Annotated in this window: 15 protein-coding genes; 13 read left to right on the top strand and 2 right to left on the bottom strand. The window is 60.7% G+C overall.

Annotated elements, in window-relative coordinates; genetic code table 11:
- The first annotated feature begins 3 nt into the window (after positions 1–3).
- The 11 genes from EAH74_RS29750 (at position 4) to EAH74_RS29695 (ending at position 11,992) form a co-directional block, all read left to right on the top strand.
- Positions 4–783, top strand: a complete 780-nt coding sequence (locus EAH74_RS29750; protein ID WP_140683703.1) for an enoyl-CoA hydratase-related protein — start codon at positions 4–6, stop codon at positions 781–783.
- 1 nt (position 784) lies between these two features.
- Positions 785–1,990, top strand: a complete 1,206-nt coding sequence (locus EAH74_RS29745) for a CaiB/BaiF CoA transferase family protein (RefSeq protein ID WP_140683701.1) — start codon at positions 785–787, stop codon at positions 1,988–1,990.
- A gap of 166 nt (positions 1,991–2,156) precedes the next feature.
- Positions 2,157–3,200 carry a TRAP transporter substrate-binding protein gene (locus EAH74_RS29735; RefSeq protein ID WP_140683699.1) on the top strand — a complete coding sequence of 348 codons (1,044 nt, stop codon included), beginning with the start codon at positions 2,157–2,159 and terminating at the stop codon, positions 3,198–3,200.
- 15 nt (positions 3,201–3,215) lie between these two features.
- Complete coding sequence (locus EAH74_RS29730) at positions 3,216–5,114, top strand: TRAP transporter large permease subunit (protein ID WP_140683697.1); 1,899 nt, start codon at positions 3,216–3,218, stop codon at positions 5,112–5,114.
- A gap of 40 nt (positions 5,115–5,154) precedes the next feature.
- Positions 5,155–5,613, top strand: coding sequence for a thioesterase family protein (locus EAH74_RS29725; protein WP_140683695.1), 459 nt, complete (start codon positions 5,155–5,157; stop codon positions 5,611–5,613).
- A gap of 15 nt (positions 5,614–5,628) precedes the next feature.
- A complete protein-coding gene (locus EAH74_RS29720) occupies positions 5,629–6,588 on the top strand; it encodes an amidohydrolase family protein (protein WP_140683693.1) in 960 nt (319 codons plus the stop codon).
- Positions 6,581–7,540 carry an amidohydrolase family protein gene (locus tag EAH74_RS29715; RefSeq protein ID WP_140683691.1) on the top strand — a complete coding sequence of 320 codons (960 nt, stop codon included), beginning with the start codon at positions 6,581–6,583 and terminating at the stop codon, positions 7,538–7,540. Before EAH74_RS29720 ends, EAH74_RS29715 begins: the two co-directional genes overlap by 8 nt.
- A 30-nt stretch (positions 7,541–7,570) precedes the next feature.
- Positions 7,571–9,148 carry an aldehyde dehydrogenase (NADP(+)) gene (locus tag EAH74_RS29710; protein ID WP_140683689.1) on the top strand — a complete coding sequence of 526 codons (1,578 nt, stop codon included), beginning with the start codon at positions 7,571–7,573 and terminating at the stop codon, positions 9,146–9,148.
- Between the two features lie 124 nt (positions 9,149–9,272).
- Positions 9,273–9,845, top strand: coding sequence for a PPC domain-containing DNA-binding protein (locus tag EAH74_RS29705; RefSeq protein ID WP_140683687.1), 573 nt, complete (start codon positions 9,273–9,275; stop codon positions 9,843–9,845).
- A gap of 101 nt (positions 9,846–9,946) precedes the next feature.
- Positions 9,947–11,254 carry an OprD family porin gene (locus tag EAH74_RS29700; protein ID WP_140683685.1) on the top strand — a complete coding sequence of 436 codons (1,308 nt, stop codon included), beginning with the start codon at positions 9,947–9,949 and terminating at the stop codon, positions 11,252–11,254.
- Positions 11,255–11,674: 420 nt separating this feature from the next.
- Positions 11,675–11,992 (top strand): DUF2388 domain-containing protein, encoded by a 318-nt coding sequence (locus EAH74_RS29695; RefSeq protein ID WP_123366494.1) that lies wholly within the window; start codon positions 11,675–11,677, stop codon positions 11,990–11,992.
- 51 nt (positions 11,993–12,043) lie between these two features.
- Here the strand turns inward: EAH74_RS29695 and EAH74_RS29690 are convergent, their stop codons facing one another.
- Both EAH74_RS29690 and EAH74_RS29685 read right to left on the bottom strand, forming a co-directional pair.
- The gene (locus tag EAH74_RS29690; RefSeq protein WP_140683683.1) at positions 12,044–12,973 is read right to left on the bottom strand and encodes a pyridoxal-phosphate dependent enzyme; all 930 of its coding nucleotides are present in this window, start codon (positions 12,971–12,973) and stop codon (positions 12,044–12,046) included.
- A 68-nt stretch (positions 12,974–13,041) separates the two neighbouring features.
- Positions 13,042–13,833 carry an SDR family NAD(P)-dependent oxidoreductase gene (locus tag EAH74_RS29685; RefSeq protein ID WP_140683681.1) on the bottom strand — a complete coding sequence of 264 codons (792 nt, stop codon included), beginning with the start codon at positions 13,831–13,833 and terminating at the stop codon, positions 13,042–13,044.
- 123 nt (positions 13,834–13,956) lie between these two features.
- Here EAH74_RS29685 and EAH74_RS29680 point away from each other — a divergent pair, with 123 nt between their 5' ends.
- On the top strand, positions 13,957–14,904 hold the full coding sequence (locus EAH74_RS29680) for a GlxA family transcriptional regulator (RefSeq protein WP_140683679.1): 948 nt from the start codon (positions 13,957–13,959) through the stop codon (positions 14,902–14,904).
- 135 nt (positions 14,905–15,039) lie between these two features.
- Positions 15,040–15,699 (top strand): methyltransferase family protein, encoded by a 660-nt coding sequence (locus tag EAH74_RS29675; protein ID WP_140683677.1) that lies wholly within the window; start codon positions 15,040–15,042, stop codon positions 15,697–15,699.
- The last annotated feature ends 19 nt before the right edge of the window (positions 15,700–15,718 follow it).

Below are 15,718 nucleotides of genomic sequence, written 5' to 3'. Positions count from 1 at the left end.
ATCATGAAGCCCACCGTCCTTATCGAACGGCAAGAATCCATTGCCATCGTCACCCTCAGTCACTCGGGAAAAATGAACGCCCTGACCTTGTCCATGTGGCAGGACCTGGGTGATGTCATGACCGAGTTGTCCGCCGACGCCACCGTGCGCTGCGTCGTGTTGCGCGGCGCCGGCGAACAAGCCTTCGCCGCCGGCGCCGATGTCAGCGAGTTTCCGACGGTACGCGCCAACGCAGCACAGGCCCGGGTCTATGCCGAGATCACCTCGGCGGCCATGCGTGCAGTCGTGGACTGCCCGCACCCGGTGATCGCGATGATCCATGGCGTGTGTGTCGGCGGTGGCCTGGAAATCGCTGCGCTGTGCGACCTGCGTATCTGCGGCACCTCCAGTCGTTTCGGCGCGCCGGTCGGCAAGCTGGGGCTGGTCATGTCGTATGACGAAATGGCCGGTCTGGTGGCGCTGGCAGGACGCTCGACGACCCTGGAGATTCTTCTCGAAGGCCGCATCCTCGACGCCCATGACGCCTACGTAAAAAACCTCGTGACCCGCGTCGTACCTGATGCCGAGGTCGAGTCCGAAACCCTCGCCACTGCCAAACGCATCGTCAATGGCGCGCCCCTCGTCGCCCGCTGGCATCGCCAGGCCGCACGCCAGCTTGAGGCCGGCGTTGCACCCACCGTCGAGCAGATTGACGCGAGTTACTTCTGCTACGACACCGAAGATTTTCAGATCGGTCTGAACGCTTTCATCGAGAAAGCCAAACCACAATTCAAGGGGAAATAACATGGGACCGCTGACAGGAATGCGCGTGGTAGAACTGGCTCACATCATGTCCGGCCCAGTGTGCGGAATGATGCTGGCCGACATGGGCGCTGACGTGGTGAAAGTCGAGAAAGTCCCGGGCGGTGATGATTCGCGCCGCTTCTCGCCGATCATGGCCAGCGGTGAATCGGCTTCGTTCATGGTGGTGAACCGCAACAAACGCGGTATTGGCCTGAACCTGAAAACCGAGGGCGGGCGCGACGTGTTGCGCCGCCTCTTGATGGACGCCGATGTGGTGACGGAAAACTTCCGTGCCGGCACCATGGAGAAATTCGGCCTGGGCTATGAAACGCTGAAAACCCTCAATCCAGGGCTGATCTACTGCGCGATCTCCGGTTACGGGCGCAGCGGGCCGTTCGGCGAGAAAGGCGGCTTCGACCTGATCGCCCAGGGCATGAGCGGCATGATGAGCATGACCGGTGAAGCCGGGCGCGAGCCGGTCAAGGCCGGTTCGCCAGTCGCTGACATCAACTCCGGCATTCTCGCCGCCCTCGGCATCTGCGCAGCGTACGCCGCCAAGCAGAAAACCGGGCTGGGGCAGATGGTCGACACCTCGCTGTTCGAAGCCGGTCTGCAACAGATGTACTGGCCAGCGGCGGCATATTTCGCCGACGGCACCATCCTGCCGAAGATGGGTTCGGCCAACTCCACCAGCGCGCCGTATCAGGTGTTCCGCACCGCAGACGGCTGGATCAACATTGGTGCCGCCAACCAGGCCAACTACGAACGGCTGGTCGAGGCGCTCGCCGTGCCACAACTCGAAGCCGACCCACGCTTCGCCAGTAACGCGTTGCGCATGGAGCACCGTCTGGCCCTGGTGGAAATCCTCAACGAAGTCCTGGTCGCGCGCACCACGGATGAATGGATGGTGCTGTTCGACAGCCTCGGCCTGCCGGCCGGGCCGGTCCTCGATATCGCGGCGGCGCTGGCTCATCCGCAAACCGAAGCACGCGGAATGGTCGTCGAGACCCAGCACCCGACCGAAGGCCGGGTACGCGGCATGGGCCTGCCGATTCATTTCTCCGACATGGACAACGCCGCGCCGCCGACCAGTCGGCATGCCCCGCTGCTCGGTGAACACACCCGTGAAGTGCTGAAAGAAAGCGGCTACGCGGAAGATGAAATCGACGAGTTGATTCGAAGCCAGGCCGTCGTGGCACTGGCGTAACGCAAACCTGCGGGAGTGAGCCTGCTCGCGAATGCGGTGGGTCAGTCAACATAGATATCGAGTCTGACGACCTCATCGCGAGCAGGCTCGCTCCCACAAGGAGCAGCGTTCACTTAACTGATTCGCTGTTTTTTAGAACAACTACAAAAACAATAAGGTGAACATCATGAGCCGTATCTTGACCGAGGCCGTCAGCCGCCGATCATTTCTAGTGTCTGCCGGCGTCACCGTCGGTGGCGCATTCGCCGCCAACCTGCTGCCTTCCAGCGTCTTCGCCGCGACCAAACCCATTGTGTTGCGCTACACCAGCAGCCTGCCCGACACCCATCCGCTGAACATACAAATGAAGGCGGCTTCGCTAGCCATCAAGGCCGAAACCAACGGCGCCGTGGACCTGCAGGTGTACGCCAACGGCGCCATGGGCGGCGACACCGACATGCTCTCCCAGGTGCGCGCCGGTGCCATCGATTTCATTCCATTGCCAGGCGCGATTCTCTCCACACTGGTCCCGGCCATGTCGATTGAAAGCATGCCGTTCGCGTTCAAGGACTACGACAGTGTCTGGGCCGCGCTTGACGGCAAGCTGGGCGAGTACGTACGCGCCAAGACCGAGAAGGTCGGCCTGATCCCGATGGAAAAAGTCTGGAACAACGGCTTCCGCCAGATCACCAGCTCGACACGGCCGATCTACACACCGCAAGACCTGGCCGGTTTCAAACTGCGTGTGCTGGTCAGCCCGTTGTGGACCTCCATGTTCAGCGCCCTGGGCGCCTCCCCTACCGGCATCAGCATCAACGAAACTTACTCGGCGCTGCAAACCAAAGTGGTCGACGGTCAGGAAAACCCGCTGGTGGTGGTCGAAGCCGCACGTTTCTATGAAGTGCAGAAATACTGCTCCATGACCGACCACATCTGGGGCGGTTTCTGGATCGTCGCCTCGGGCAAGACCTTTCCAAAACTGCCGGCGGACGTGCAGGAAATCGTCTCCCGGCAAATCAACGCTGCCGCGCTGGTTCAGCGTCAACAGGTGATCGATCTCAACTCCAGCCTGGAGCCGTCCCTGACCGCCCATGGCATCACCTTCAATAAAGTCGACCGTTCATTGTTCAGGGCTGACTTGCAGTCCAAAGGCTTCTACACCCAATGGAAAGAAAAGTACGGCGATGAAGCCTGGAGCTTATTGGAGCAGTACGCGGGTCAACTGTCCTAAGCCGGAGACAAGGTCATGAAAAACGAAATACCAATGACGGATGTTTCTCCCGCTGAAGGACTCAGCACGCGCCCCACTACGTTTCGCCTCGGTCGCGCTTTGGACACCGGGCTGCGCTGGCTGACCGAGGGCAGCGCGGCGTTGCTGGTGGTGATCGAAGTCACGCTGCTGTTTTGCAATGTGTTCTCGCGCTACGTGCTCAATCAACCCATCGTCTGGGGCGACGAACTGGCCTCGCTGCTGTTTCTCTGGCTGGCGATGCTCGGTTCAGTGGTGGCGATGCGTCGAGGCGAGCACATGCGCCTGACCTCGTTCATCGGACGGCTGCCGCTGGAAAAACGCGCCTTTGTCGACACCTTGGGCGCCGTGATCGTCATCACGTTCATTGGGTTGCTGTTCACGCCGGCCTGGGAGTACGTCAGCGACGAGTGGATCATCACCACCGCCGCCCTTGAAATCCCTAACGCCTTTCGCGTGTCCGCCATCGCGGTCGGTCTGAGCCTGATGCTGATGACCTGTGTCGCGCGTCTGCTGACCAGCGCCCGGTTGATCGACTTCTCCGTGTCGGTGGCGATGCTGGCTTCCCTGGCCGCGTTGTTGTGGGTGGCTGAAGGCTGGATGTTGCTGATGGGTAACTGGAACCTGATCATTTTCTTCATGATCGGCGTGATGGCGATGATCGTGATCGGCGTGCCGATCATGGTGGCGTTCGGCCTGGCCACGGTGGCTTATCTGTCGACCATGACCGGCACGCCCTTGACCCTGGTGGTGGGCCGGATGGACGAAGGCATGGCGAGCCTGATCTTGCTGGCCATCCCGTTGTTTGTATTTTTGGGTGCGTTGATCGAAGCCATGGGTATGGCTCGCGCGATGATCCACTTCCTTTGCTCGTTGATCGGCCATGTCCGTGGCGGCCTGTCTTATGTGCTGATCGGGGCCATCTACCTGATTTCCGGCATTTCCGGCTCCAAGGCTGCCGACATGGCGGCCATCGCACCGGCGCTGTTTCCGGAAATGAAAAAACGCGGTGAGGATGAAAACGAACTGGTGGCGATGCTCAATGCCTCCGGGGCGATGTCGGAAACCATTCCGCCGAGCCTGGTACTGATCACGATCGGCTCGGTGACCGGCGTGTCGATTTCCGCCCTGTTCACCGGTGGTTTCATGCCGGCGGTGGTGGGCGCCATCGCCATGGCAGCGGTGATCTGGTGGAAAAACCGCAAAGGCGAGGCCTCCACCGGTAAACGCGCCTCAGGCAAGGAAATCGGCCACTCGCTGCTGGTTGCGTTACCGGCACTGGCCCTGCCCTTCGTGATCCGCACCGCGGTGGTTGAAGGGGTCGCGACCGCCACCGAAGTCGCCGCCATCGGCGTGGCCTACACCTTTATCGTCGGCTTGCTGTGCTACCGCTGCTTTGACTGGCGCCGGCTGTATCCGATCCTGGTCAGCACTGCCTCGCTGTCCGGCGCGATCCTGATCATCATCGGCAGCGCGACCGCCATGGCCTGGGCATTGACCCAGTCAGGCTTCTCGCACCAGTTGGCGCAGGTGATGTCGACGGTGCCGGGTGGCGCGATGGGCTTTTTGATCATCTCCGCCGTGGCGTTCATCCTTCTGGGCAGTTTTCTCGAAGGCATCCCGGCCATCGTGCTGTTCGGGCCGCTGCTGTTTCCGATTGCCAAGGCCATGGGCATCAACGACGTGCATTACGCCATGGTCGCGATCTTCGCCATGGGCCTGGGTTTGTTCGCCCCCCCGTTTGGCGTGGGCTTCTACGCCGCCTGCGCCATCGCCAAGGTCGACCCCAGCGGCGCCATGCGCCGGGTCTGGCCGTATCTCGGCGCACTCGTTGTAGCCCTGGGCGTGCTGATCGCCGTGCCATGGGTTTCCATCGGTTTCCTGCCCAACGCCTGAATCACCTTTTGACTGTCAGCACTCAAATACGAGGTTTCTCATGAATTTCTCCACACTCGAAGCCGGCACCGCCACCGAACGCCGACTGGTCATCGACAAGCAACGCACCATCTCGTTTCTGGGCGAGGACTTGCGCATCTACGCCACGCCCCGGTTGGTGGATGACATCGAACAGACCTGCCTTGATTACCTGCTCACCTTCCTCGATGAGGGCGAAAACACCGTCGGTGCGGCCGTCGACATCCGCCACGTCGGGGCCACGTTGCTCGGCATGTCAGTCAGCATCGTCGCCACGGTCACCCGAATCGACGGCCGCAGCGTCACCTTCAACGTCGAAGTGCGCGATGACGTCGAGCTGGTGGCCACGGCGGCGCATACCCGGGTGGTGGTGAACGTCGCCAAACTGCGCAGCCGCGTTCAGGCCAAGGCCGAGGCGGCGGCCGCCGGAGAAGTCGAAGACAGCGTGCTCAGCCCTTCCCAATTCGCCGCGTCACGCTGAGCAAGGGACGACCTCATGATCACGCTGCACGAACGCAATGGCTTGCCCAACCTTGCGGCCGAGGATGCGCTACCGATTGTCGATGCTCACCACCACCTGTGGGACCTAGGCAACGGTCGTTATCCCTGGTTGCAGGACGACTATCACGAGGATTTTTTTCTCGGCGACTATCGCAGCCTGTGCCGTGATTTCTTGCCGGAAAACTTTCTTGCCCTGACCGAAAGACAACGGTTGGTGGGCACGGTGCACATCGAGGCTGAACGTGCTCGCGATGAGCAAGTTGCCGAGACACGCTGGCTGGAACAGGTGAATGCCCGTTACGGCTTCCCGAATGCCATCGTTGCCCACGCCTGGTTTGATCGTGAGGACAGCGCTGACATTCTCGCGGCTCAGGCCGCCAGGCCGTTGGTGAAAGGCATCCGCTCCAAACCGGTGACTTCGGCATCGCCGGACGTGTCGATTGCCGGGGCCCGCGGCACCATGCAAGACCCGAAATGGCTGGAAGGCTTTTCGCGGCTGGCTGATCACGGTCTGTCGTGGGACCTGCGCGTGCCGCCGTGGCACCTGGTCGAGGCCGCCGAAGTGGCGGCGATGTTTCCGCAGATCCAGATCGCCCTCAATCACACCGGTTTCGCCTGGGATCGCAGCCCGCAAGGCATGACCCGCTGGCGCAAGGGCCTGGAAGCACTGGCCTTGCAGCCCAATGTGCACATCAAGCTGTCGGAGTTCGGGTTGAAAGACTCGCCCTGGAACTATGACGACAACCGGATCGTGGTGCTGACCGCATTGGAGATCTTCGGCCCCGAGCGCTGCATGTTCGCCAGCAATTTCCCGGTCGCCGGATTGCGCGCGTCCTACGACACGATTGCCGATGGCGTGGCCGCAATGCTCGCGCCACTGGGACGTGCCGTGCAGGAAGCAGTGTTCGCCGGCAATGCACAACGCTTTTATCGTTTGGAGGAACAGCATGGATAACCCATCCGTGATCGACTGGCGTGCACGCTTTCTGGCCAGCGGCGAAGATGCGGACTTACCCATCGTCGACGCCCATCAGCACTATTTCGATATCGAGGCCCATTACTACCCGTGGCTGAACGACCGCCCGTTGCGCCCTTTTCGTTATGGCGATTACTCATCGATCTGCCGCAACTTTCTGCCTGAGGACTATCGCCGGCTGACGGGCAACCATCGCATCGTACAGACCGTCGTTATCGAGGGTGAATGGGACCCCGCGACGCCGGCCGATGAGGTGAGGTTTGTCGAGTCACTGGCACACAACGAACCGACCCTGGCGGCGATGGTGGCGCAGGCCTGGCTTGATCGTGAAGACGCATCGGACCTCTTGCGGCTGTACGGCGATCATCCGTTGGTAAGCGGCGTGCGCCACAAGCCTGCGGTCACCACCCTTGAGGCATGGCGCGAAGATTTCGTGGCGCCGGGCTCCATGCGCGACCCTCGTTGGCGCGAGGGTTACGCACAACTGGCTGAAAACGGCCTGCATTTCGAGTTGCAGGCACCCTGGTGGCATCTGTCGGAAGCCGCCGAACTGGCCAGGGACTTTCCCGACGTGACCATCGTGGTCAATCACACGGCGCTGCCATCTGATCGTTCGGAAGCAGGGTTGGCCGGCTGGCGTAAAAACCTCGCGTTGCTGGCACGGGAGCCGAACGTCGCCCTGAAGATTTCCGGCATTTGCATCCCCGGCAAGGCCTGGCCCGTCGAGTCGAACCGCGCGGTGGTGAACGACGCAATTTCGATTGTCGATGTCAGTCGCTGTGCGTTTGCCAGCAATTACCCGGTCGACGGCGTCGTGAACGGCATGAGCGAGATCTTCGACGGCTTCAAAACGATTGTCAGCGACCGCTCCCTCACGGATCGGCTCGCCCTGTTTCATGACAACGCCCGACGTATTTATCGGCTCACTTGACCCTCATTGAACAGCCCTTCAGGAGTTCCCATGTTCGAAGTTTCAGGCCACAACTACATCGCTGGCGCTCGTTCGGCTAAAGGCTCGAGCACCTTGCAAAGCCACGACGCCAGTACCGGCGAAGCACTGCCGTATCGCTTCCATCAGGCGACCGTGGATGAAGTGAATGCGGCGGCAGAAGCAGCGGCCACGGCTTACCCGATCTTTCGCACTCTTTCATCCGCCCGACGCGCTCAGTTTTTGGAGGCTATTGCCACTGAGCTTGAGGCCCTGGACGACTCGTTCATCGCCCTGGTGTGCCGGGAAACCGCCCTGCCCGCCGGCCGCATTCAAGGTGAGCGGGCACGCACCAGCGGCCAGATGCGTCTGTTCGCCACCCTGCTGCGTCGCGGCGATTTCTACGGTGCCCGCATTGATCGTGCGCTGCCCGACCGCCAACCGTTACCTCGCCCCGACCTGCGCCAGTACCGCACCGGGCTCGGTCCGGTCGCCGTGTTCGGTGCCAGCAACTTCCCGCTGGCCTTCTCGACTGCCGGCGGCGACACCGCCTCTGCCCTCGCAGCGGGCTGCCCGGTGGTGTTCAAGGCCCACAGCGGTCACATGGCAACCGCCGATTACGTCGCCGATGCGATCAACCGCGCGGCCAGAAAAACCGGAATGCCTGATGGTGTGTTCAACATGCTTTACGGCAGCGTCGGTGAAGCATTGGTCAAGCACCCGTCTATCCAGGCGGTGGGTTTCACTGGGTCATTGCGTGGCGGTCGGGCGTTGTGTGACATGGCAGCGGCACGGCCGCAACCGATTCCGGTGTTCGCCGAGATGAGCAGCATCAACCCGGTCTTGCTGATGCCGGAAGCACTGAAGGCGCGCGGTGAAAAGATCGCCGCCGAGCTGAGCGCTTCCGTGGTGCTGGGTGCGGGTCAGTTCTGCACCAATCCCGGTTTGGTACTGGGCATTCGTTCGCCAGAGTTCACTGCCTTCCTCGAACGTTTCACCGGATTGATGGGCGAGCAATCCGCGCAAACGATGCTCAACGTCGGCGCGCTGAAAAGCTATTGCCACGGTCTGGACAATCTTCACGCACACCCCAGCATGACGCACCTGGCCGGCGCCGCACAACAGGGCAACCAGGCGCAGCCGCAAGTGTTCAAGGCCGATGTCAGCCTGCTGATGAATGGTGATGAGTTGCTTCAGGAAGAAGTCTTCGGCCCGACCACCATTGTGGTGGAAGTCGCTGACCAGGCCGAGTTGATCCAGGCACTGCACGGTTTGCGGGGTCAGTTGACCGCGACCCTGATTGTCGAAGACGCCGAAACCGACACGCTGGGCGATGTTCTGGCCCTGCTGGAACAGAAAGTCGGGCGCGTGCTGTTCAACGGTTATCCGACCGGCGTGGAAGTCTGCGATGCGATGGTTCACGGCGGACCGTACCCGGCAACTTCGGATGCTCGCGGTACATCGGTCGGAACATTGGCGATTGATCGTTTTCTGCGTCCCGTTTGTTATCAGAACTGCCCCGACAGTTTGCTGCCGGACGCCCTGAAGGACGCCAACCCGCTGGGCATTGCCCGACTGGTGGACGGTGTCAGCAGTCGTGATGCGCTGTAAGTCACCCGGCTTCAACTAACACCCACTGTCAGCACAACTTCCGCGCCTGTTGAACAACAGGCGTCGGATTCGCTCGTCCGAAAAACCGCTGCACCCACACAACAACAAAAACAGAGGAAGTCTCATGCACGTTCAACTTCACCCGAAACACCGTTTTTGCAAATTGATGCTGGCCGTGACCGCCGCCGTGATGATCAACACCGCAGGCGCTCAACTGGCCGTTGCCGAAACCGCTCCAGCCGCGACGACAGCCCCTATGCAATGTGTAACTGAAACGACACCGCGCTACACCAAAACCCCCACCGGCTATCTCATGGTGCTGCGCATGGGCGACAACGCCTTCAAGGAACTGACCAAACTGGCCATCGCCGAGAAAATCCCCAGCGCGTCCATCAGCGGCATCGGTTTCGGCAATGTGAAGTTCGGTTTCTGGAACAAGAACAAGAAAGACTTCGACGCCAAGACCTTGAACAGTGTCGAGATGGCCAGCATCACCGGTTCCGTGGCCTGGAAGAACGACCAGCCTTCGATCCATATGCACGGTGTTGCCGGTGACGCCACGTTTCAAGCCTATGGCGGCCACATCCTCGACTTTGACGTCACCACCGGCTCGATGGAAATCACAGTGATCGTGTACCAGCGTCGTCTGGAGCGCGGGATTGACCCGTGCATCGGCGCCAACGTGTTGGGTATTTAAGCCAGGCGAATAACGCTCCCGCAGGCATCGAACGTTGCCGGCACCCGCTACTGCGGGAGCCACCCTCCCAAATACAAACTACAAAAAAAGGGGCGATTCAGATGAGTAACAAGAAAACGGCGGTGACGTTTGCATTGGGTGCCATTGCACTCAGCACCCAGGCACACGCCGACTTCCTGAGTGACAGCAAAGCGACATTGGGGATGAGAAATTTCTACTTCAACAACGACAACCGTGACGGCACCGCCGCGCCTTCGAAAACCGAAGAGTGGGCACAGGGTTTCATGCTGGACTACAAGTCGGGCTACACCGACGGCACGGTTGGTTTTGGCGTCGACGCGCTGGGTCTGATGGGTATTACGCTGGACAGCGGCAAGGGACGGCACGTCGGCAGCAGCATGATTCCTTCCGAGAGTGATAACAGCGCCGTCGACGAATGGAGCCGGTTGGGGTTGACCGGCAAAGTCAAAGTCTCAAAAACCGAACTGCGCCTGGGCACACTGATGCCCAAACTTCCAATCCTCGTATCCAACGACGGCCGCCTGCTGCCGCAGACCTTCGAAGGTGGCCAGATCACCTCGGGCGAGTTCAAGGACTTGACCTTCACCGCAGGGCGAATCGAACACGCCACCGGTCGGGGCTCGAGCGATCAGACGGGGTTGGCCGCCACGGGCGGCACCCGTGAAAGCAACGCGTTCGACTTCGCCGGCGGCGACTGGAAAGTCACCAAGGACCTGACGGCCCAGTATTACTACGCCAACCTCGACAACTACTACACCCAGCAGTTTTTCGGCCTGATCCACACGCTGGCGATCACGGAAGGTCAATCGCTGAAAACCGACTTGCGCTACTTCAAGACCGATTCATCCGGTAAAAACAGCTCGGGCACTTCAGGCTACAAAATCAGCGGCAACACCCAAGGCAATGATGGCGAGATCGACAATCGAACCTGGAGCGCCGCGCTGATTTACACGGTGGGTGGCCATGGCCTCACAGCGGGCTATCAAAGCGTTTCGAGTGGCAGCAACTTCACGCAGCTCAATCAGGGCGGGCTGGCCAACAAGGGCGCCGGCGGCTCCAGCGTTTACCTGTACACCGACCGTCTGATTCAAACCTTCACCCGTGCGGGCGAACGCACAGCCTTCGGTCAATACGCCTATGACTTTGCCGCCATGGGGTTGCCCGGACTGAAAGCGTCCGTCATGTACCTCAGCGGGGACGACATCAAGACGACCTCTGGCGATACCCAGAAGGAATGGGAGCGGGACATTGCGCTGGACTACGTGATTCAGTCCGGTTCGCTTAAAGGTGTCGGGTTCGGATGGCGTAACGGCAAGTCCAACAGCGAGGCGTCCCGTGATCAGGACCAGAATCGCTTGATCGTGAGCTACAGCATTCCGCTGCTGTAGGAGCAAAGCTTGCTCGCTCCCGCATTGGGCCTCTGGTGAACGCTGGATGTGTGACCAACTAATTCTCTGTGGGAGCGAGCTTGCTCGCGAAGGCGTCTGCACATTCAACATCAATGTAACTGACATACCGCTATCGTCGGATCGCCGCCCGGAGCAAGCTCGCTCCCACATTGAATCTCGGGTGGCCGCAGAATTTGTGGTCAACCTCGATCCCGATCAATGCCTGGTCTTGCGGCGAAGCCAAGCTGGCTGATCCAGAGTTATTGGTGGAGATCATCGTGTGTGCTGCGAAGGGCTGAGCCTTTTCAGACGCAGGCGTTGGACTGATCACGCATCAAGAGGGAACTCCTGACGACCGCCACGCATCCTAAATGATGAGGTACTTCCTTTTTTTGCTTCACGCTTGCAGAGGACACCGTCATGCGCCGTCTGATTATCATTTCTTCCCTTTTGCTGTGTTTACCCTTCGGCTCCGCTATGGCCAAAGTGGATGCGGGCGATGTCGCCACGTCAGCCGGGGTTTCCGCATCGTTGTACTCAACGTTCAAGGACCACAAACTCATGATTCCTGCCCGGGATGACGCCTCCAGCTTCGTTGCCAGTGGCGGTGCGATTCGTGGGGTTTATCTGGAGTCGGTCTTAAAACAGATTCGTCAGGACAATCCCGGCCTCAACGCCAGCGACGAAGATCTGGCCAGAGCGATCCTCGTCCAGGATGGCGCTGCTGCAGGGCAATGAAGGCTGAAAAAGTAGCGGTGGGGCTCGGACACCCGGATAGCGTTTGCAGCCCTACCTTGCTTCAGCGCCGGATAAACGCGCCCAACCTGCCACCAATTGCGCGCTGATGCTCACGCCGCCGCACACCACAATCACCACATCATGGGCCTCGGCAATCGCCGGATGGTCCAGGTAGCCAATCGCCAACGAAACACCACACGCCGGCTCGACCAACTGACGCAGGTCGTTGGCGTAACGAACCACGCCCATGATCGCCTCGTCATCGCTGAGCACGACACATTCGTGCGGGAAATCGAGGATGTGCTGCACCGGCCAGGCGGCTACCTGAGCAGCGCCAAGCGAAGTGGCAACGGTGTCGATCCGCGGCAGTCTGACCGGATGCCCGGCAGCGACCGCGGCCGCAAAAGAGGCTGCCCCCTGGGTTTCGCAGGCAATGATCCGGCAGTCCATGCGGTCATGGCGAATCAACCCGGTGAGAATACCCGCCAGCAAACCACCACCCCCTACCGACGTCACCACTGCATCGACCTGAGGACAATCTTCGAGGATTTCATCGACTATCGTGCTGTGCCCTTCCCACAATACGGGATGATCGAAGGCCGGCACGTATTCAGTGTCCGCGCCTTGCGAGAGTTCCTTCGCCCGTTGATTCGCATCGTCCCAGACCTTGCCATGGACGATCACCTCGGCACCGGTTTTCCTGATCCGCGCGCGGGTGGTTTCCGGTGTGGTGTGCGGCACTACAATGCAGGCTTTCAACCCCAGGCTGGCGGCAGCAACGGCGGTGGCGAACCCGGCATTGCCGCCGGAAGGACAGACGACTTTGCGTTTGCCCTGCGCTTTTGCCTGACTGCACAAAAGACCCATGCCACGCAATTTGAACGAACCGCTGGGTTGCAGGTTTTCCAGCTTGAGCCAGATCCGCCGGGCCGGCGTTGACAGGCCCGGGTGCAGGATCAACGGTGTTCTGATGTGAAGCATGGTGGAGCTCCTTAAAGGGTGAACGGTCCTTATCCAAGCTTAGTTCACCCTGCCCGGCGGCTACCGCTTCAGCGATAACGCGGTGCTGCCGTGGAATGGCCGAACAAGCCTGAAAGCGTCTGGCGCTGGGCTTCGTAGGTGTCCCACTGGTCGCCTTGGTGCAGGCCCGGAATGGTCACCACTTCGCCTTGTGCCAGGCCCGTCAACGCAGCGTCGACCATGTCCTGGGCAGACATCACGATCTCTTGCGGCAGGTTTTCCACCGGGTTGCCGGCCTCGCTCCAGAAGTCGGTGGCGGTGGCACCGGGCAGCACGGCCTGGATGCGAAGGCCTTTGTCGGCCAGCTCGTGGTGCATCGATTGGCTCAGGCCGAGGACAAACGCCTTGGTCCCGCCATACACGCCGTTGAGAATTTCCGGGGCGATGGCAACGATCGAGGAGATATTGATCACCGTCCCGGTGCCGCGAGCGACGAAGCCTGGCACCACCGCGTAAGCCAGACGCATCAAAGCGGTCACGTTTAGGGTGATCATGTCTTCCATGTCATCCACAGGGCTGCCGAGCAGCGGCATGACAGCGCCGACCCCGGCGTTGTTGACCAACAAGGTGATACTGGCGTCGGAGCGTAGAATTTCTTCGACCCGCCGCACGTCGGCCTTGTCTTTCAAATCGGCGACGACCACTTCCACGGCACGGCCGGTTTCGTTACTCAGGTGGTTGGCCTGGGCGTTCAGTTTTGCCTGGCTGCGGGCGACCAGAATCAAGTCGTAGCCTTGCCGGGCGAGACGGTCGGCATACACCGCGCCGATGCCTGAAGAGGCGCCCGTGATCAGTGCGGTACCTTTGGATGAGAGGGCCATGTCGATTTCCTTCACATTGAGGCGATAACGTCGCCGGATGTGAACCGTTATAAAAGGTCTAACGCCCGTCTCAAATGACGTTTAAAGTACGTTTTTCGGACATTACCTTTTGAGGACACTTCAATGACTTCCGTGGCGTTTGTGGTTTTTGAAGGTTTCCAGTCCATGGCACTGGCGGCCATGCCGGTGTTCGAGTACGCCAACTTCAGCGCTGGCGAGGCGCTTTATGACGTCAGCGTTCTGTCCGAAGACGGCCGAACATTGCGCGCTTCCGGTGGGCTGAGCGTCGGCACCGAGGCGTTTGATGAGCGGGTGTTTGATACGGTGATTGTGGTGGGCGGCGATGCCATCCTCGCGCAGGCACCCGAGGGCGTACTTAACTACCTGCGCGCCAACGTTAAAACCGCGCGGCGCACGGCGTCGATCTGCTCCGGGGCGTTCGTCCTGGCCCAGGCCGGTTTGCTCGACGGACGGCGGGCCACCACCCACTGGGCTTATGCACGGGAACTGCAAGCGCGGTTTCCGTCGATCAAGGTCGAAGAAGACCGCATCTACGTCGTCGACGGTTCGATCTGGACCTCCGCCGGGATGACCGCCGGCATCGACCTGGCGCTGGCCATGGTCGAAAAGGATCACGGCGCCGCACTGGCCCGTTCCGTGGCGCAGAAACTGGTGATGTACCACCGCCGCGCGGGCGGCCAGTCGCAACACTCGGCGCTGTTGGAACTGGAAGCGAAATCTGACCGGATTCAAACCGTCCTTGGCTATGCGCGAGAACACCTCACCGAGACGTTGTCGGTGGAGCAACTGGCGGACGTCGCACGCCTCAGCCCTCGGCAGTTCAGCCGGGCTTTTCGGGCGGAAACCGGTCAATCACCGGCCAAAGCCATCGAGAACCTGCGCCTGGAAGCCGCGCGGCAGATGCTGGAACGCGGGCGCCTGACCCTCGACCAGATCGCCGAAGAGTCCGGCTTCAGCGACTGCCGCCGCATGCGCGAAGCCTTCCTTCGGGCGTTCGGGCAGCCGCCGCAGGTGATTCGGCGCAATGCCAGGGCCGACACCGCCACGTAGGAGCTGCCGCAGGTTCGGGCCGCGTTCGGACGATCTTTTGATCTTGGCTGTCCTCAATACCGCTCAAGATCAAAAGATCGCAGCCTGCGGCAGCTCCTACACTGAACGGTGTCAGGTCCGTTTGTGGAGGTGTAGATGAAAATCTCGGCCAAACTGGCGTTTTTCGCCGTTGTTTCCACCCTCGCCTACCTTGGGCTCGCGGTGTGGGGGCTTGGCGGACTCTCAGCGTTTTTCTCTCATGCACCGCTGGTGGTCGTTGTGCTTGCCACTTTGGTGATGGCCATCGCGTCCTTGTTCACTGAGGTCAACCTGAGTTCCGGCGAACGTGAAGACCGGGCCAATCGTTGGGTACTGCCGGCGTTCGGGGTGATCGGTTTATTGAGCGGGTACCTGCCGGCCTATACCGACCGGATCGATTTCTGGACCTTTGGTGGCGAAGGCGTGCGCTGGCTCGGGGCGTTGCTGTTCATCATCGGCGGCACGCTGCGGCTGTGGCCGGTGTTTGTGCTGGGCAAGCGTTTCAGTGGACTGGTGGCGATTCAGCCGGGGCACACGCTGGTCACCGACGGGATTTATCGCACCTTGCGCAACCCCAGTTATCTGGGGCTGATGGTCACTGCCGTGGGCTGGGCACTGGCCTTTCGTTCCGGCGTTGGCCTGTTGCTGGCCGCGGTGACGCTGATCCCGCTGATCGCCCGCATTCACGCCGAAGAAGCGCTGTTAAGGACGCAGTTCGGCAGCGAATACGAGGCTTATTGCACCCGCAGTTGGCGGTTGATTCCCGGGGTTTACTGAAACAACACAACCCTAATGT

This window comes from Pseudomonas mandelii, assembly GCF_006438925.1.
GTDB lineage: Bacteria > Pseudomonadota > Gammaproteobacteria > Pseudomonadales > Pseudomonadaceae > Aquipseudomonas > Aquipseudomonas mandelii_C.
This window is presented reverse-complemented; position numbering and strand designations above follow the sequence as displayed.